Here is an 18,604-nt window from a genome sequence, read left to right as displayed (position 1 = left end):
ATCATATGTTGAAAGTAGTCATCGTTGACGATGAACCTAAAATTCGCCGCGGTCTAAAGAGTTTGATTACAACAATGGAACTTGATATGGAAGTCGTTGGTGAGGCAGAAGATGGAGAAATGGCGTTAGATGTTGTGGCAGAAACGCGCCCAGATATTTTACTTGTTGATATTTGTATGCCTTTTTTGGATGGATTACAGTTTATTGAACAATTAAAGTCGATCGTAACAGATTCGATCATCATCGTTATTACTGGACATGATGAGTTTAGTTATGCCCAAAAAGCCATCAAATTACAAGTATTTGATTATCTATTAAAACCAGTTTTTGGGGAACAATTAATGGCAGTTTTACAAAGAGCAGCAGAGCAATTAGCTCATTCTCGTTTGCAAAATCAATATTTGACGTGGGCTAATCAAGAAACAAAGAAAAACTTGCCATTTTTACGTGAAAATTTTTGTAGAGATTGGATAAAAGGACAGCTTAGTAAAGAATATATTGAGACCCAACTTAATTTTTTGGAATTTGATCTGCCACCGATCTCAGGTATGATTGTTGTAAAAGTCGCAGGGCAATTTACAAAAGGACAATTATTAAAAGACTGGGATCGTGATTTATTATTGTTTTCCATACGAAATATTTATAGGGAAGTATTGGAACAATGGCAGCCCTATATCATGTTTCATGATGAAGCCGATAACTTAGTTGTCATTACATCCATTCATAATCTAGGAGAATGGTATGAACTGAGTAGTTCTTTGCAACAACTTGTCGAAGAATATTTGCAGCAAGTTGTCATTATTGCCCAGCGACCCTTAAGTGACCTAGTGACATGTATTTCGCCTGTTTATCATGAGCTGATTTTGGAATTAAATCGTAAGGCTAGTTATACTCCCATCGTCCTTCTTTCTCAAAAACACATCGAAACCTATTATTATAAGGAAGATTTATCTCTGCAAAACTTAGCGGATACGATTCAAATTAGCCCTACTTATTTAAGCCGATTGCTCAAAAATGAGATTGGCGTTTCTTTTATTGATTATTTGATACAGGTCAGAGTTGAAAAGGCCATTCAAATTATGAGTGATCCTACGGTAAAACTCTACGAAGTCGCTCAACGAGTGGGATATAATAATCAGCATTATTTTAGTACAGCCTTTAAAAAAGTAGTTGGTTTATCTCCAGCAGAATACCGCAAAAAAGGTAATTGGAGGTAATTTTTGGTGTTGAAAATCAAGTATAGTATGGCTATTTTTCTTATTTTCATATTCATTCTTACAGGGTGTCAGCGTAGCTTTAATCAAGAGGAAAGCTCAGATCAAGTTACATTTGTCATTGGCGTATCCCAAGCCAATTTGATTGAACCGTGGAGAGTCATCATGAATGAGGAGATCAAAGAAGAGGCCTTAAAACATAAAGATGTTCGGATTGTTGTTACAGATGCTGTTCAAAATAGTGAAAAGCAGATTCTTGATGTAGAAAAGTTATTGCAGCAAGGAATTGATTTATTAATTATTTCCCCTAATGATTCTGTCGCTCTAACACCAATTGTGGCGAAGGCTTACAAAAAGATTCCAGTCATTGTTCTTGATCGTGCAGTGGAAGGCTATGATTATACTTTATATATTGGTCCAGATAATAAGTCTATTGGCAGGGAAGCAGGGAAATATATTGGAGAGTTACTGGCAGGAACAGGTGGAAATGTGGTGGAGATTCAAGGACCTACGGGACTGCCTTCTCTCCAGGAACGAAGTGCTGGTTTTCGAGAAATCATAAATCAATATGACAATATAAAAATTATCGATACGGTCATTGCTGACTGGCAGCGGGATAAGGCTGAAGATGAGATGGAAAAGCTGTTACAGCAGTATCCAAAGATTGATGTGGTTTTTGCTCACAGCGACTATATGGCACTTGGGGCATATAAAGCTGCCAAGAAAAAAGGGATCAATACGATAAAGTTTGTTGGTATTGATGGATTTGCAGGTCCAAATGGCGGGCTGCAATTAGTGGAGAAAGGGATTTTACAAGGAACATTTACTTGTTTGACTGGTGGGCGCGAAGCCATTCAATATGCTCTTGATATTTTAAATAAAGAGAGAGGAATTCCTAAGAAAATTATTTCACGGAGTAATAAAATTACGTTATCGAATGTTTTTCAGTATGCAAAAGTGAATCATGAGGTTAAAAAAGATAATAGTAATCATAAAATTGTGTTAGGATTCTCTCAACTCGGGGCAGAAAGTGATTGGCGTAAAGCCAATTCACAATCGATTAAAGCAGCTGCTCATGCGGCTAATATTGAGCTTATTTTTATAGAAGGTGACCAGCAACAGGAAAGTCAGATTCGTGCTATCAGATCGTTTATCAATCAAGGAGTTGATGTGATTGCTTTTTCTCCGATCGTAGAATCGGGTTGGAGTGAAATATTAGAGGAAGCTAAAGGGGCGGGTATTCCTGTAATTTTATCTGATCGTGGCATTAAATCTGCAGATAATTCTTTGTATTATACGTTTATCGGTAGTGATTTTGTTGAAGAAGGACGAAGAGTAGCCAGATGGCTTATTGGAAAAGAAACGACCACAGAAGGCGTTAATATTGTTGAACTTGAAGGGACAGCCGATTCAGCACCTGCCATTGATCGCAAGAAAGGTTTTGCTGAAATCATTGCTAATCATCCTCAATTTAAAGTGATCTATTCCGTAGCTGGAGATTTTACAAAAGATAGTGGTTATGAAATGATGAAGTCGGCTTTAGAAATGTATAAGAAAGATATTCATGTTGTCTATGCGCACAATGATGATATGGCACTAGGGGCCATCAAAGCAATTGAAGAATATGGACTTAGACCGGGCAAGGACATTTTAATTGTTTCAATTGATGCCACAGAAGCTGCCTTTGATGCGATGCTTGCAGGCAAGTTAAACTGCACAGTCGAATGTACCCCTCTCCTTGGTCCTCAATTGATGCAGACTGTAAAGAATTTGATGTCAGGCAGGCAGCTGCCTGTGAGAATTATCACTTCAGAAGGTGTATTCCCAGCAGAAACAGCCAGAATGGATCGTCTGAATCGCAGATATTGAAAAAAAGAAACAGTTCGGAAAACTATAAGAAATTATTGATTATTCTAAATACTTAAATAAGCCTCTTGCCTTATAATAAAATCAGTGAAAAGATTGATTTTGCTGTGGAGGTGAACAAACAGGTATGGATGAAAATCATTTGTTATTAAAAGCAAAGGGGATATATAAAGTTTTCCCAGGAGTTAAGGCACTTACTAATGTAGATTTTGAACTAAAACCTGGAGAAATTCATTGCTTGATGGGAGAAAATGGAGCTGGTAAATCGACGTTGATCAAGGTATTGACAGGTGTTGAACGATTAGATGGCGGAGATATTATCTTGGAAGGTAACTCCATTAGACCCAGTTCTCCTTATGATGCACAACGATTAGGAATTAGTACTGTATACCAAGAGGTCAATCTTTGTCCTAATTTATCGGTTGCGGAAAATATTTTTATTGGACGGGAACCCTTACGTTTTGGCAGCATTAATTGGAAAGAAATGAATCAGCGGTCAAAAAAATTGCTGGAGAAAATGAATTTAACAATTGATGTTACTGAACCTTTAGAACGTTATTCTGTAGCGGTGCAACAAATGGTGGCAATTGCCAGAGCCCTTGATATATCAGCTAAAGTCTTAATCTTAGATGAACCAACTTCCAGCTTGGATGCGAAAGAAGTCGTGCAATTATTTGATCTTCTTCGTAAACTAAAAGCGGAAGGGATGGGGATTTTATTTGTAACCCATTTTATTGAACAAGTATATGCTGTTTCTGATCGAATTACTATATTGCGTAATGGGGAACTGGTGGGTTGTTATGAAACAGCTGCCTTACCACGTGTACAACTCATTGCGAAAATGATTGGTAAAGCTTTTGAAGGCTTTGAAAATACTTGTAAAAATAGTGAAGGCGCTGATGGCCCCGCCCAGGGCAATGTTTTTTTACAGGCGCGCGGTGTTGGTCATAAAGGTTCAATTAATCCATTTGATCTTGTCATCAATAAAGGAGAAGTCCTTGGTCTTGTGGGACTGCTCGGTTCAGGACGTACAGAGGTAGCGCGGACTATTTTTGGTATCGATAAGGCTGATAGTGGGGAAATAACCATTGATGGGCAAGTTGTTCAGATTCATACTCCTGTCGATGCCATTCAACATGGCTTAGCCTATTGTTCGGAAAATAGGAAAACAGAAGGAATTATTGATGGACTCACGGTTCGTGAAAATATTGTTTTGGCGTTGCAAGCAAAAATCGGATGGATGAAATACATTACTCAACGCGAACAAGAAAAAATCGCTGATCAATATATCAACTTATTGAATATCAAAACATCAGGGCCTGAACAGCTCATTAAAAATTTAAGTGGAGGTAATCAACAAAAAGTCATCCTTGCGCGCTGGTTGCTGACTAAACCGAATTTATTAATACTTGACGAACCGACGCGAGGCATCGATATCGGTGCCAAAGTTGAAATTCAAAAATTGATCCTGTCCTTGGCTGAAGAGGGCATGTCAGTTGTATTTATTTCATCTGAACTTGATGAGTCCGTTCGATGTTCGAGTCGGATGGCAGTTCTCAGAGACCGGGTAAAGGTGGCGGAGATTTCAGGTGATGAAATTGAAGAAAAATATATTATGCAGACGATAGCAGGGGTGTAGCATGATGGAGAAGATAACAAAAGTATGGGAACGATTCACTAGTTCAAAGCTTTGTTGGCCTCTGGCGGCACTATTTGTCGTATTACTCTTTAATCTCTTTTTCACCAAAAATTTTTTTACGATTGAAATCAAAGATGGTCATTTTTATGGAGTGATCATTGATATTCTTAATCGGGCTACTCCTCTTATGATGATTGCCATTGGTATGACCTTAGTCATTGCGACAAAGGGGATCGATATCTCAGTCGGTTCAGTCATTGCGATCTCTGGCGCCGTGGCGGCTTCTCTCATTGGTGGAAAATTGGAATATGTTGATGGCGTGCAAACCTTCGTTACTCTGGTGCCTATGCCAATTGCAATTCTAATTGCACTGTTAGTTTCAACCATTTTAGGAATGTGGAATGGACTCCTTATTTCTAAGGTTGGAATTCAACCGATTGTTGCCACGCTGATCTTACTGGTTGCTGGTCGGGGGATTGCTCAACTCATTACCCAAGGGCAAATTATTACCATTTATTACAAACCTTTTCAATTTATTGGTACTGGATTTTTATTAGGTTTTCCTTTTGCTCTCTTTATTGTTGCCCTCGTATTTGGAATTACCTTATATGCAGTGCGAAAAACTGCAATCGGGATGTTTATCGAATCCATTGGTATTAATGCCATTGCCAGCCGATTTGCCGGTATTAATGTCAATCAATATATCTTTTCAGTGTATGCTTTTTCTGGTTTTTGTGCTGGGATCGCAGGGCTTATTATTTGCTCTAATGTAAGTTCTGCCGATGGAAATAATGCAGGACTATTTACAGAATTAGATGCGATTTTAGCAGTTTCTATTGGTGGAAATTCTCTCGATGGCGGTCGTTTTTCTATACTAGGAAGCCTGATTGGAGCGCTAGTGATCCAAAGTATCACAACGACCATTTATGCAATTGGCGTACCGCCAGAAATAACACTTGTCGTAAAATCCGTAGTTGTTATTATCATCTGTTTATTACAATCCGCTACTTTCCGTAAAATTGTATTTGCCAGAAGAGCTGAGAAAGGAGGGATTATCGATGAAAAAAATGCAGCTAAGTTATAGGTACATCAATTTAATCATCACCATTGTATTATTTTTTGCTTTGTTCGCAGTGGGCTCAGCTTTGTACACTGGTTTCTTTTCCACCCAAGTACTTCTTAATATGCTCATTGATAATGCTTTTCTGATTATCACAGCCATTGGTATGACCTTTGTATTGATTATTGGAGGGATTGATCTTTCCATTGGTTCACTGATTGCCTTAGTCTGCATGTTTTCTGCTTATTTGCTAGAAATGCAACATTGGAGTCCTTTTGTTGTCATTCCATCCATGTTGTTGATGGGAGTATTATTTGGCCTCATTCAAGGTAGTTTCATTCATTTTTTTAATATACAGCCTTTCATTGTAACCCTTGCAGGGATGTTTTTAGCAAGAGGACTATGTTATGTCATTAGTATTGATACCATTATGATTACCGATCCTTTTTATCAACTTGTTGCGACTTATCGCATACCATTACCCTTTAATAACTTTATTTCAATCAGTGTTGTAATTGCCTTAGTCTTAGTACTGATCGCATTGTATCTTATTAATTATACTAAATTTGGACGTAGTCTATATGCTGTGGGCGGGAATGCACAATCGGCTATGTTGATGGGATTGCCCGTGGGCAGAACAAAAATACTCGTGTACGGTTTAAATGGATTTTGTTCAGCTTTATCGGGGATTGTATTTAGCTTCTATATGCTCTCTGGTTATGGATTGCATGCTGTAGGTCTTGAGATGGATGCAATTGCTTCAGCTGTTATTGGTGGGACTCCTTTGACAGGTGGTGTTGGATTTATAACAGGAACGTTGTTTGGTGTATTAATCCAAGGTGTGATACAAACGATCATTATGTTCCAAGGGACATTAAGTTCGTGGTGGACTAAAATTGCCGTTGCTTTTTTACTGTGCGTGTTCATTGTATTGCAGCGAATTGTTGTTGCGCGCAAAGAACGGAGTAAATCAATCGCCTAACGAAGTGACTCATTTTAAATAGCAGATGAATTGAGGAAATGCAGGGAAAATGTAGCTCAGTGACGAAGTGTTATTTAAAAATTGGAGGGGGAGATGTTCTATGAAAATACTCGGGATTACAAATGTGGAACGATTTATAGAAGTAGTTGATCAATGTAAAGGCAGGATTGAATTAGTTACTTCAGAGGGTGATCGTCTAAACTTAAAGTCAAAATTATGCCAGTATCTTGCTTTATCCAAGATATTTAGTGAGGCAAAAATCGATGAAATTGAAATTATTGCTTCGGAACCAGAAGATGTAAAAATACTTTTGGAATATCTAATCAGAGGATAATGTAAAATAAGTATATACATACAGGCCACCCCTTCATTCATTTGAGGAGGGTGGTTGTTTTTGAGCGTGGGAAAGGGCATAATTTTTATCAAATATCAATAGACATAGTCTGAGGTGATTGATTATGATACTTTGTGATAAATGCTTATTCTTTCGCGATGATTTAGGTGATGGATGGGTTGATTGTATTAAGAAAGGTAAAACTGAGCAACGAACTGCATTTTGTGAAAATTATATTTTTAGAAAAATGCTAATGTTACCGCCTGATACTTATGTGAAAAAATGGGATGATGATGCCGATTGATAAGGAGGCAGTCATGATGTAATTTAAATGTAAGGGAAATGTAACCAAAAACAAGGGAAATAATAGGAAAAATCGGCAGGAAATTTCTAACTCTTAGGGAAGTAAATAAAATAGGGATAGCAGTGAAGTTTTATCTAGCACAGGTATATCATTGACAAGAACTAATAAAAAACTTGCAAACAAGCGTTAGCTTTGTTTAATTTGGTATCTGAAGGAGAGACATAACATTGTTAAAAATAGTGACCTATTTATTAATCAGTATCCTGTTCACTTTTCCTGTAATGGCAAATCCAGTTCCAGCAGACAATACATCGTTAACACAGACAATTTGGAAAGCGCAAACAATGGATGGTTTAAACGATGGGGTCTGGGTCATTCCTGAAACCGCATTGAATGATTACTTTACCAATTCTTTCACGAATGACAAAGTCAAGAATCCTCAATTGAAGCTACTAAATGATAACAAGATGTATATTACATTTGATAGTAGTATGGGAAAAGTTGCCCTAACTTGTGAAATTAAGCAGTTTGTTCATAATCAGACTGAATCCTATGTAGAAGTTGATATTCGTGACAAAAAACTTGCTGATAAACCACTTCTATCTTGGATGCTCAAATTTGTCAGTCTAGGAGCGATTGCGGATTTGTATGGAAATCCATTAAAAGATGTAAAAGAAGTCGATGCAAAATTTTCCGGCAACACACTTAAAGTAAATTTTCGCCCCCTTGTTGAAAAAACACTTCTTAGTAGTGAAATGGGAAGAAAAATTGATATTAATAGCATAACGACGCGCGAAGGAATGTTAGAATTGCATACGAATCTCAAGCCTGCTGATATTCTTGGACTCTTTATGGGCTGATCCTTATGAAACTGTTGCTAGAAAATGATTTTTTAACTGTTAAGACTCTACGGATTTTACCGTAGAGTCTTTTTTTCTATAATAAGGAATCATTGGAAATAGAAATTATTAAGTCGATAGGTTGTTAAAATTTGCATAGTGATTGCTTATGATAGGAAAAATAATTAGAAACTGATTGACAGAGTCATGAGACTATATTATAGTTTAGTTAACGAACGTTAACTAATTGGAGGGGGCTTATGAAGCAGCTCTTTTTACATGACGGTAAAAAAAGTATTATTTTAAAAACTAGTTTGGAACTATTTGCTTCGAAAGGGTATCATGCGATATCAGTGCGAGATATCGCCAAAGCTGCTGGAGTATCGGAAGCGGCCTTATACAAACATTTCAAAGGCAAAGAGGATATGGCTCTTTATATCTTTAGTGCCATTATTAGTGAATATACTAAGAAATTGGAGTTGATTGATGCCGAAGATCATGAGGCTGTGAACAAGCTTTGCCGCATTGTTGAACTCACTTATGATTTATATCAAGAGTATCCCAATGAAATTCGATTTGCATTATTATCCCAGTATTTTTTATGGGATATGGTAGAAGAGGAAATAAAACCTCATTTTATCATTCGAAAAATCATAAATGAGGGTATGGATCGTGGAGAGATACCGCGGCAAGAAGTCTATCTTTGGATTACGATTTATACAGGAATTATGTTACAACCCTTAGCTCAGTATCCGTATTTTCATGATGTATTACCTGACTTTCATATATTGAAGACAAAAATTAGTTCCTCGGTTCGTAAGCTGTTTAGCTAAAAAAGGAGGATCAGTATGAAAAGAGTAGTGCGATGGTTATTGCAGTTATTATTTAAAACACGTGTGGTTGGCAGGGAACAACTTTCCTTTGAAGGACCGTCTATTGTATTACCAAACCATGTTTCATTTCTGGATGCTATTTTCTTATATGCTTATTTGCCAAGTGGGACTTACTTTGTTGTGAATACAGCCATCGCGAGGAAAATTCATTTTGTCTTGAGGTGGATTAATCATATTACAATTGATCCTTTGAATCCTTATTCATTGAAAAAAATTATAAGTATTGTCAAGGCTGGCAAAGTTGTGGTTTTATTTCCTGAGGGTCGTATTACAACCACTGGTAATCTGATGAAAATTTATAGTGGTGTGGGGTTCATTGCTCTTAAAACATCTGCTACCTTATATCCAGTAATTTTTCTTGGTCCAGAGCGCTCGAAATTGTCAAGAATTCAAGATAAGGTAAAATCCTGTTGGTTTCCTTCGGTGATGATCTATATTGATCAGAAAAGAAAACTTGCCCTCTCGAATACTCAAAATATCCGCAAACAAAAACAAGAAAGCAGTGATCGAATTCTTGATATGTTGCAGCAAGGGATGTTTAAAGCTCGACAAGAACAAGAAAAACGCGTAAATTTATTTGACAAATTATTAGATGCTAAGAAACTGCATGGTAGCAATAAGATTATGGCTGAAGATATTAATGGGAGCATTACCTACAGTCGCGGCATTCTTGGCAGTTATGTTTTAGCGAACAAATTGCGTCCTCTACTCATAGGGCAAGATCATATTGGTGTGCTGCTTCCTAATTCTATTGGTCATCTCATCACCCTATTTGCTTTATTTTTTCTTGGTAAAACACCTGCGATTCTCAACTTTAGTGCTGGTGGGGAAAATAATCTTGATTGTAGCGAGACAGCAGGTGTTAAAATCATTCTGACATCCCGTCTATTCATTGAAAAAGGGCATTTCGAAGAACTTGTGACTAGGCTGGCAACTCAGTTTCAGATTGTTTATTTAGAAGATATAAAAGCACAAATGACCTGGAGTGATAAAATCAGCGGTTTTATAAAATACCTGAGAAAAATGGAATCGGCAGGTGAAGCTGGAGTTATTCTTTTCACCAGTGGCAGCGAGAGTAAACCCAAAGGTGTACTTTTGCGGCAAGCAACTATCATTGCAAATATTAACCAAATCGGGAGTGTAATCGACTATACCCATCGGGATAAGATGCTAAATGCATTACCTATGTTTCATTCCTTTGGTCTGACAGCTGGTACTTTGCTGCCCGTACTGAATGGTGTTGAAGTTTTTCTATACCCTACGCCTCTGCATTTTAAAATTGTGCCAGAGATTGTTTATGATTGCAATGCAACCTTGTTATTAGGTACGCCTACCTTCCTTCACGGCTATGCTAAGTATGCCCATCATTATGATTTTTATAGCTTGCGGTATGTGCTCGCTGGTGGAGAAAAGCTAAGGGATGAAGTACGACAAATTTGGCAAGAAAAATTTGGTATGCGAATTTTTGAAGGATATGGTACAACAGAAACGGCACCCGTTTTGAGTATTAACACTCCCTTATTTAATCGATTTGGTACAGTGGGGAGATTTCTTCCGGGGATTGAGTGGCGGACAGAAATGGTGCCTGGTATCGAAGAGGGAGGCAACCTTTTTGTTAAAGGTCCCAATGTCATGACCGGTTATCTACTCTATGGTAAAGGCTTTGTACCAGCGCCAGAATGGTATGATTGTGGTGACGTTGTGAGTGTTGATCAGCAAGGGTTTATTAGTATTCGTTCCAGATTGAAACGTTTTGCCAAAGTATCAGGAGAAATGGTAAGTTTAGATGCAGTAGAGAGGACAGCTGAACAATGTTTTGGCAGCAATCGTAATGCCGCAATTAATCTTCCTGATCATAAAAAAGGCGAAAAAATTGTATTATATACAATGGAGAAAAATGCTTCTAAACAGATGCTGCGAGAATTTATGAGTCAAGCGAAGCAAAGTATGCTGGCAATGCCGGGTGAAATTTTCATTGTTGACAAATTACCTCTCTTGGGCACTGGTAAAACGGATTATGTAACTCTTAAAGCGATGGCCATTCGTGGAGGAGAGAAAAATGATTAGATTGTCACCTTTAAAGGCCTTGTTTACTGCTCAATTTTTATCGGCCTTTGTTGATAATATGATTTTATTTATTGCCTTAGGGATTATAAAACGAGATGCCTATCCTGATTACTACTTACCCTTTGTACAAAGTATTTTTCTTTCTTCGTATATTGTGTTCTCACCATGGGTTGGACGGTTTGCTGATAAAAAACCAAAAGCGAAAGTACTGATTATCGGCAATATGGTTAAAACAATCGGAGTTTTAATGTTACTCTGCAGTTTTGATCCAGCCCTCAGTTATGGAGCAGTCGGAGTTGGCGCAGTTATTTATAGCCCAGCAAAGTATGGTATTTTGCCGTTTCTCACCCGAAACGATGATGAACTATTGCGCGCTAATTCCGGTTTGGAAGGTTATACTATTGTTGCTATTCTCCTTGGATCGGTGGTCGGAGGTATTCTATCGGATTTTTCCATTACCCTTGCTCTTTTGATTTCTCTGTTACTATACGGTCTGTCCATTGGCATTAATTCCATGATCCCTCACGATCCAGGTAATCGGTCGATTACATATAAAAGTTCAATTCGTGATTTTTTTGCTGATCTGAGAGTTTTACTTGCAAATTCTCAAAGTCATTATTCCCTCATTGGTACGGGATCATTTTGGCTGGCTTCTGCCGTTTTGCGTATGATTCTTTTTGCTTGGGCACCTCTTACCTTAGGGATCACGAGCGGTACTTCAATTAGTATGATTATTGCTGTGACTGGAGTTGGGATTGCTGTTGGCGCAGTCGTAACGCCTTATCTGATTAGCATTAAAACATATCAACGCACCCTTTGGTTTGGTTATGTCATGGCACTGTGTATCCTAGCTTTTCTGATGATCCATACCTTAGAAGTCGCTGTTATTTTCTTGTTACTCATTGGAGTGATGGGAGGCATCTATATCGTACCCATGAATAGTTGTCTACAGCAAGTTGGCCAGCATACCGTTGGTGAGGGAAAAACAATTGCTGTCCAAAATTTTGTGGAAAATTTATTTATGTTCTTTGGGGTAGGACTTTATACTCTTGCGACTAAAAATGGAGTGACCATTCATAGTGCGATTGGTGCTACAGGGGTAACATTGTTGCTACTTGTTAGTTATATGTATCTATATAGCAGACGAAAATAGAGAAATCGAGCTATCTTTTGTAGAAATTGAAAACAGGTATATCCTCAAAAGCGTGAGGATATACCTGTTTATTTTAGTAGGTGCTATCTATTCCATGTGACGTGAGAGTGGTTGATGGTCATTTGGAGTGCACCTTGATCTCGTAAATAACACAGTTGAGCGATTGCATCGGCAATCAAAGCCCATTTACGGGTGACTGGTAGAAACAGCCATTCACGATTATTTTTATTATAACTGAGAGAAGAGGCTACTTGATAAGCGGTCAGCGGTTTTCCATCAACAAACAACCCTATGATTTCAGACTGGCGGCACTGGTGATACGCTTTCGTTTCCTTGATGCGTACGTGATAGTTTTTGAATAGATCCCAATGTCCTGGCAAAACTGTATCCACAGCATATTCAGCAAGTCGATCTAAACTAGCAAGATAATTAGCTACATAGTTGTCTGCTAAGTTCCATTGAGAAATGGTAGGTGAGAATCCACCGAGAAGATGATCACCAGAAAATAAAAATTTCCTTGATGGTTCATATAAACACATATGTCCTGGCGTATGTCCAGGTGTGGAAATGCAATAAAATTTATAATCTCCAACACTGATGATGTCTTGATCATCGACTGCCACAAAGTTGTTACTGCTACTAGCCCCATATTGATTTCCTGGATGTACAGCGATTGCCGCTTCAATTTCTCCCATTGGAAATCCATGAGGTTTGGCTAACTCGCTTAATAGTTTCCAACTTTTATCCTTACTGATGTTGATATAATTGTCCATCATTTCTAAGTCGCCACGCCCGCAGAAGATTTTAGTTCCTTTGGCTTTGAACAGTCCGATGAGGCCAGCGTGATCGGCATGAATATGAGTTAAAAATAAGTCGGTACGAGCAAGGGTAATGCCAATTTCATCAAATGCATTTAATAAGGCTTCTGCAGATTCTAGGCGATTCCATCCTGTATCAATGACGAGATTACGTTCTGCGGACATGATGAGATAGCTGTTTACGGTTCTTAGTGGGTGTTCAGGTAATGGGACTGTAATCTTAAATAGATTAGGTAATATTTCCTCGAGCATGGATGAACCTCCTGAGATTCTATCGATCATTTTACATTTTTTCAACAATATAATTCTATATTGATAAGACGACATGGACAAGTTATTTTTACGGTATTAACTGGATCACGAAAACACTCTTACCACACTCATCATAGAGTGTTATACTGAATCGTTTTTTGGCATAATGCTCATAACTAAAAGTAATCATATAATAAAAAAACGGTATTATCTTTAAATTTCAAATCATCATACAATATGAATACAGTCACTATGTAACATCATTATAAGCATATAGTGAGCTGCTAAGAGAAGAAATAAAAAAGAGAGTCAGCATAGTTGATTGTAAATATTGATAGATAAAAGGAGAACAATATGAGTTTACATGATGAGGCATTAAATTATCATCGGGAACATAATGGTAAACTAGGTATGATTGCTAAGACTCAAGTAAGAGATGGTTATGATCTTAGTTTAGCCTATACTCCAGGGGTCGCAGAACCCTGTATGGAAATTCATCGCGATGAAGATTTATCCTTTGAATATACTTGCCGCGGCAATATGGTGGCCGTAATTACAGATGGAACGAGAGTATTAGGTCTTGGTGATATTGGCCCTGAAGCGGCGATACCAGTGATGGAAGGCAAAGCTGTATTGTATAAAACTTTTGGTGATGTCGATGCAATTCCTTTATCCATTGACACCAAAAATGCAGATGAGTTCATCAAGACAGTTCAGATGCTACAACCTAATTTTGCAGGAATCAACTTAGAAGATATTTCTTCACCTAAATGCTATGATATTGAAGATGCTCTCAAAGAGAAAATGAATATACCTGTGTTTCATGATGATCAGCATGGTACGGCGATTGCTGCTGTATCCGCTACCATTGGTGCACTTCGCTTGGTAAAAAAACAATTGTCAGAAGTCAAGATTGTAGTGAATGGTGCTGGTGCAGCAGGGACTGCCATTGTACAATTATTGCTCAATGCTGGTGCAAAAAACGTCTTTATGATGAACTCCAAAGGTGCTATGTACGAGGGGATGGAGATGTCTCGGGTGAATCGCGTTCAGGCTCTCTTGTTGCCAAAAATCAACTTGAAAAAAGAAGAAGGCAGTATAGCTGACATTGCTAAAGGAGCCGATGTCTTGATTGGTGTATCTCAATCAGGTGCTTTCACAGCGGAAATTGTTCAGAGTATGAATGCTGATTCTATCGTATTTTCTTTATGCAATCCTGATCCTGAGATTAGTTATGATGATGCTAAGGCTGCCGGGGCAAAAGTAGCTGGTACGGGTCGTTCAGATTCACCTAATCAAGTGAATAATGTCAGTGTTTTTCCAGGAGTTTTTCGTGGAGCGATTGATGTGAGAGCTCGCCAAATTAATGAAGAAATGAAATTGGCCGCTGTATATGCCATTGCAGAACTCATCCCAGAAGAAGAACTACGAGAAGATTATGTTGTCCCTAATGTTTTTGATAGAAGAGTTGCACCTGCTGTCGCGGCAGCTGTAGCGCGTACGGCAATGGAAACTGGTGTTGCTAGAATTATGGTTGATATTGACGAAATAAGAGATAAGACTGCTGCTAGAATTAGACTTTCTTAAAAATATAGATTGAAGTATACAATAAACAATGAGGATCTCTTTCAATGATATTCGGCAAGATGGTAGAAATACTGTCTTGCTTTTTAATTTGCTGCGATATAAGTTCAATTTTAAAAATTGATTGTCATATTCTTATTCTGCTGAGTAGAGGGATTTTTGCTAGGAATCTTTAATTTAACTTATATATTTTATAATCTACAGTGTTTCGACAAAATTTGCAGTTATTCTTCAATATACTGTGAATAAAAGTTCAAAAAATATGAACAGGAGAGAATAATATGTCAGATTCAATTATGAAAAATTGGATGTTATGGTCAAGAGTTGAGGGGATTTTAGATAAAGATCATTTGACTGGGATTACTCATTCTGCAATTTCTTATATGAGGCAGCATCCTGGAAAAACTCAGCTCGAAGAGAGTGCGAAGTATATTAAGATTGATGGATTCCGACAATTTTCACATGCGCCTCATAATAGACAGGTACGTGAGATGATGTCACGTATAGAGAAAGACAAAACAATGGCCATCCTTTTATCCGTTGTAACGATATGGGTTGTGATCAAAGATGATTTGTACCAGGAAATGATGAAAGATCTTATTGATAGCCCCCTCAAGTGGGGTGAACTCAGACATAAAATTGACAATGATGAGGCAGTAGAAATCAATGAGCATATTGCTAATTTGGCATCTAGTTTAGTACTTTCCTCAGACTATAGTAAGCGTGATATTCGCTTAATGATTTGTTATATATTAAGTGAAAAACTTGAAAAATTGGATGGAGAAGGTGATGTAATGAGTGAAAATATAGAAACCTTAAGCGTCGAATCTATGAGTCGTGACATCAATAGCATATGGGATGAGTGGTTGGAGAAATTAAAAGACCTTCCGGCTGATGCTGCCGAATGGTCACGATTAGATCAGTTTATTGAACAACTCCAGCAAATTGGTATAGAAAAACAAAGGATTCGTGAACAATACGCTATTCGCGTAAAGTATATTGCAACTGTTGTTGAAATGATTAGTAATTTTAATGAACAGCACCATTTTGAACTCGATTTTTTTGATATTTCTCTTGATCATTTGGACAAAATACAAGAAATGGCCGAATCTGACATTGCAGAATTAGAAGAAGGAATTGTGACTTTGCAACGTTATTTTGATACATATCGGAATCTAAAACAAAAGCCTGTTACAAAAGCGATAGAAGAACAACAAAATTTTATAGAAATCAACGCAGTTTCTCAAAAAATCTTCGAGTTAGCAAAAATGTTTGTTAGCTATAGTTTATCGAATACTTGATCGTGATGAAGTATAGTAAGGAAGGGCAGATTTTTTTGTTATTCTAAGATCATCTTTGATTGTAATGTAATTTATATGATAGGGAGATTCATATAGTGGAAAATGCTGATATCATCAAAAAGATTAGACCGTTGTTTGCGTCCTCAGAAAATTTTCAAGAAATAGAGTATGATTTGTCCATACATTCCAATTTACCTGGCCCAAGGGCAAATCTAACCTTAGCATTTAAATTTGCAGACTGCTTTAAGTACAAAGGGATGAGTAATGATTTATTGGGCTTATTAATAGGATGGGTTAATCTATCAGAAGAGGAAGCACCAACTAATAATCCACGAGAGTATCTTTCTTTTTGCGGTATATTGGCATTAGGTGCATACTATTGTTATGCCGATGAAGAAACACAAAATATAATTATGAATAAGTTCAAAATTGCGATGAATGATAGCAGATGGAGAATGAGAGAAGGCGTAGCAATGGGATTTCAGATCATTGCTGAAAAAGATTTTAATTCGATAAAAAAATATTTTTCAATATGGTATAGTGCTTCAACCTATACTGAAAAACGGACTTTTATGGCAGCGTTAGCTCACCCTCCGATTCTTAAGAATAAAGAAATTGCTCAATTTAGTCTTACATTGAGTGAATGTATTCTGAGTGATGTACTCTCTAGCAGCAAAGAAAGCCGTAAAACAGAAGGATTCGCTGTTTTATCTAAAGGACTTCAGTATGCACTTAGTGTATTTGTTGCTGCTTTGCCAGAGGAAGGATTTGCGCTGTTAAAAAGATATGCCCAATCGAATGATCCTGATTTGAAGAAAATTCTTAAATCAAATTTATCTAAATCGCGATTAACAAAAAAATATACTCAACTGATTGATGAAGTTCTTGAAATCATGAATTAAATTCTTGCATTGTAAAGAGACGTCATTAGTCTAGAAAGAGAAAAAGATCTTTCTGTTTGACTTTAATAGTGTTAGTCCTATTCGAGTCATAAGGAAGATCTTTTCTATGTATTTACTTTTTTAAATCAATTTTATCGAGATAATCTTCTAAGGCTTTATTGATAATTTTTGTAATTGAAATGTCGGATGCAACACTATGTTCTTTAAGTCTATCTGAAAGAGATTGTTCAATGCGAGTCGTATAGGACACCATAACTTTACCTGCCATATTCATTCACTCCTATGTCTTATTATCTTTCTATTAGATCATAACTCTATTTTTTTAGCAAGTTTTATCCATAGATTTGGAAGTAGCTATTTTAGTGTGGTAAAATGTTAATGTACAACGTTTTCAATCGGAAAAAACCAAAAGTGGATGAGTCACCATACTATTTTATAACTACGAGGAGCATACACATGGAAAAACAAAATCTTACAAGAACTTATCTTATTCTTTTATTAGTACCCTTATTTTGGGGTGGGGCATTTGGTACGACGAAACATATTCTATCAGAATTACCTCCCTTAACGACATCAGCCCTTCGATTTATTATTGCAGGATTACTTTTGTTCATATGGAGTAGTTGGCGCAGAGAGTTATCGTGGTTGCCCATCAAACAGAATTTTTTTAGTCTGATGGCCTTGGGGGCAACAGGTGTTTTTTCTTATAACTATTTTTTTTCCGTAGGTCTACAATATACGTCAGCAGTAACGGCGGCTCTGATTATTGTGATTAATCCAGTCTTTACAACTTGTATTGCGAGCTTTTTTATGGGGGAAGCGTGGAATTGGCGGACCTTACTTGGGGTAGCCATATCCTTGTTGGGCGTTTCTTTGGTTGTCAGCAAAGGCGATTTGAGTATACTGACCCAGATGTCCATCGGTGTTGGTGAAGTCTATCTATTTGGTTCCGTTGCAAGTTGGGTTGTTTATACTTTGATTATAAAAAAAATGACTCGTACCATTGGAACAAGTCTAGTCACTGCTGTTTCTACAATCATGGGGGCCGTGATGCTCTTGATTATTTCTATTATCAAAGAAGATCAATGGAGTAAAGTTATGAATGTATCTAGTCAAACTATGCTGGAAATACTATATCTGGCGGCCTTTGCCACAGTGATCGCCTTTTTATTATTTAATTGGGGGATTCAGCGGATTGGTGCCACGAAAGCGGCTGCCTATATTAATCTCATGCCGATTAATGCACTATGGATTGCTGTATTTTTGTATGGAGAAAAGATTTCAACCTATCATTTGATCGGCATGTCCCTCACCATTGCAGGTGTATTTATTACGACTCAAAATAAGGTACAACCAACAATACTTGAGGCCAAGGGATAAAAAAACCTACTGGCTC

General features: G+C 37.4%; 17 protein-coding genes. 15 read left to right on the top strand and 2 right to left on the bottom strand.

Annotated features, from left to right (window positions below; genetic code table 11):
- The first annotated feature begins 5 nt into the window (after positions 1-5).
- The 11 genes from ACAN52_RS16020 to lplT all read left to right on the top strand — a co-directional run bounded on the left by ACAN52_RS16020 (position 6) and on the right by lplT (position 12,351).
- On the top strand, positions 6-1,217 hold the full coding sequence (locus ACAN52_RS16020) for a response regulator (RefSeq protein ID WP_378955930.1): 1,212 nt from the start codon (positions 6-8) through the stop codon (positions 1,215-1,217).
- Positions 1,218-1,223: 6 nt separating this feature from the next.
- A complete protein-coding gene (locus ACAN52_RS16015) occupies positions 1,224-3,083 on the top strand; it encodes a substrate-binding domain-containing protein (RefSeq protein ID WP_378955929.1) in 1,860 nt (619 codons plus the stop codon).
- Positions 3,084-3,207: 124 nt separating this feature from the next.
- On the top strand, positions 3,208-4,719 hold the full coding sequence (locus tag ACAN52_RS16010) for a sugar ABC transporter ATP-binding protein (RefSeq protein ID WP_378955928.1): 1,512 nt from the start codon (positions 3,208-3,210) through the stop codon (positions 4,717-4,719).
- A gap of 1 nt (position 4,720) precedes the next feature.
- Entirely contained in the window at positions 4,721-5,803 is a 1,083-nt protein-coding gene (locus ACAN52_RS16005) for an ABC transporter permease (RefSeq protein ID WP_378955927.1), read from the top strand.
- Positions 5,778-6,761 (top strand): galactofuranose ABC transporter, permease protein YjfF, encoded by a 984-nt coding sequence (gene yjfF, locus ACAN52_RS16000; RefSeq protein ID WP_378955926.1) that lies wholly within the window; start codon positions 5,778-5,780, stop codon positions 6,759-6,761. The genes ACAN52_RS16005 and yjfF overlap by 26 nt, the downstream gene beginning before the upstream one ends.
- 100 nt (positions 6,762-6,861) lie before the next feature.
- The gene (locus tag ACAN52_RS15995; RefSeq protein WP_378955925.1) at positions 6,862-7,095 is read left to right on the top strand and encodes a polya polymerase; all 234 of its coding nucleotides are present in this window, start codon (positions 6,862-6,864) and stop codon (positions 7,093-7,095) included.
- A 124-nt stretch (positions 7,096-7,219) separates the two neighbouring features.
- Positions 7,220-7,399 carry a hypothetical protein gene (locus tag ACAN52_RS15990; protein ID WP_378955924.1) on the top strand — a complete coding sequence of 60 codons (180 nt, stop codon included), beginning with the start codon at positions 7,220-7,222 and terminating at the stop codon, positions 7,397-7,399.
- 227 nt (positions 7,400-7,626) lie between these two features.
- Positions 7,627-8,259, top strand: a complete 633-nt coding sequence (locus ACAN52_RS15985; protein WP_378955923.1) for a hypothetical protein — start codon at positions 7,627-7,629, stop codon at positions 8,257-8,259.
- Positions 8,260-8,498: 239 nt separating this feature from the next.
- Complete coding sequence (locus ACAN52_RS15980; RefSeq protein WP_378955922.1) at positions 8,499-9,071, top strand: TetR/AcrR family transcriptional regulator; 573 nt, start codon at positions 8,499-8,501, stop codon at positions 9,069-9,071.
- Positions 9,072-9,086: 15 nt separating this feature from the next.
- On the top strand, positions 9,087-11,198 hold the full coding sequence (locus ACAN52_RS15975) for an AMP-binding protein (protein WP_378955921.1): 2,112 nt from the start codon (positions 9,087-9,089) through the stop codon (positions 11,196-11,198).
- The gene (lplT, locus tag ACAN52_RS15970) at positions 11,191-12,351 is read left to right on the top strand and encodes a lysophospholipid transporter LplT (protein WP_378955920.1); all 1,161 of its coding nucleotides are present in this window, start codon (positions 11,191-11,193) and stop codon (positions 12,349-12,351) included. The genes ACAN52_RS15975 and lplT overlap by 8 nt, the downstream gene beginning before the upstream one ends.
- Positions 12,352-12,434: 83 nt before the next feature.
- Here the strand turns inward: lplT and ACAN52_RS15965 are convergent, their stop codons facing one another.
- Positions 12,435-13,421 carry an MBL fold metallo-hydrolase gene (locus tag ACAN52_RS15965; RefSeq protein ID WP_378955919.1) on the bottom strand — a complete coding sequence of 329 codons (987 nt, stop codon included), beginning with the start codon at positions 13,419-13,421 and terminating at the stop codon, positions 12,435-12,437.
- Between the two features lie 354 nt (positions 13,422-13,775).
- Between ACAN52_RS15965 and ACAN52_RS15960 the strand changes: the two genes are divergently transcribed.
- The 3 genes from ACAN52_RS15960 (at position 13,776) to ACAN52_RS15950 (ending at position 17,208) form a co-directional block, all read left to right on the top strand.
- On the top strand, positions 13,776-15,008 hold the full coding sequence (locus ACAN52_RS15960) for an NADP-dependent malic enzyme (RefSeq protein ID WP_378955918.1): 1,233 nt from the start codon (positions 13,776-13,778) through the stop codon (positions 15,006-15,008).
- Positions 15,009-15,286: 278 nt separating this feature from the next.
- Positions 15,287-16,306: a hypothetical protein gene (locus ACAN52_RS15955; RefSeq protein WP_378955917.1), complete on the top strand. Its 1,020-nt coding sequence runs from the start codon at positions 15,287-15,289 to the stop codon at positions 16,304-16,306.
- A 95-nt stretch (positions 16,307-16,401) separates the two neighbouring features.
- Entirely contained in the window at positions 16,402-17,208 is an 807-nt protein-coding gene (locus ACAN52_RS15950; RefSeq protein WP_378955916.1) for a hypothetical protein, read from the top strand.
- Between the two features lie 112 nt (positions 17,209-17,320).
- On the opposite strand, the gene ACAN52_RS15945 is transcribed toward ACAN52_RS15950, so the two are convergent.
- A complete protein-coding gene (locus tag ACAN52_RS15945) occupies positions 17,321-17,476 on the bottom strand; it encodes a ribbon-helix-helix domain-containing protein (protein ID WP_378955915.1) in 156 nt (51 codons plus the stop codon).
- Positions 17,477-17,664: 188 nt separating this feature from the next.
- Between ACAN52_RS15945 and ACAN52_RS15940 the strand changes: the two genes are divergently transcribed.
- On the top strand, positions 17,665-18,588 hold the full coding sequence (locus ACAN52_RS15940; RefSeq protein WP_378955913.1) for a DMT family transporter: 924 nt from the start codon (positions 17,665-17,667) through the stop codon (positions 18,586-18,588).
- The last annotated feature ends 16 nt before the right edge of the window (positions 18,589-18,604 follow it).

This window comes from Pelosinus sp. sgz500959 (assembly GCF_042610375.1).
Taxonomy (GTDB): Bacteria; Bacillota; Negativicutes; order DSM-13327; family DSM-13327; genus CTSoil-075.
Note: the sequence above shows the minus strand (reverse complement) of the source record. Positions and strands in the feature narration are given on the sequence as shown.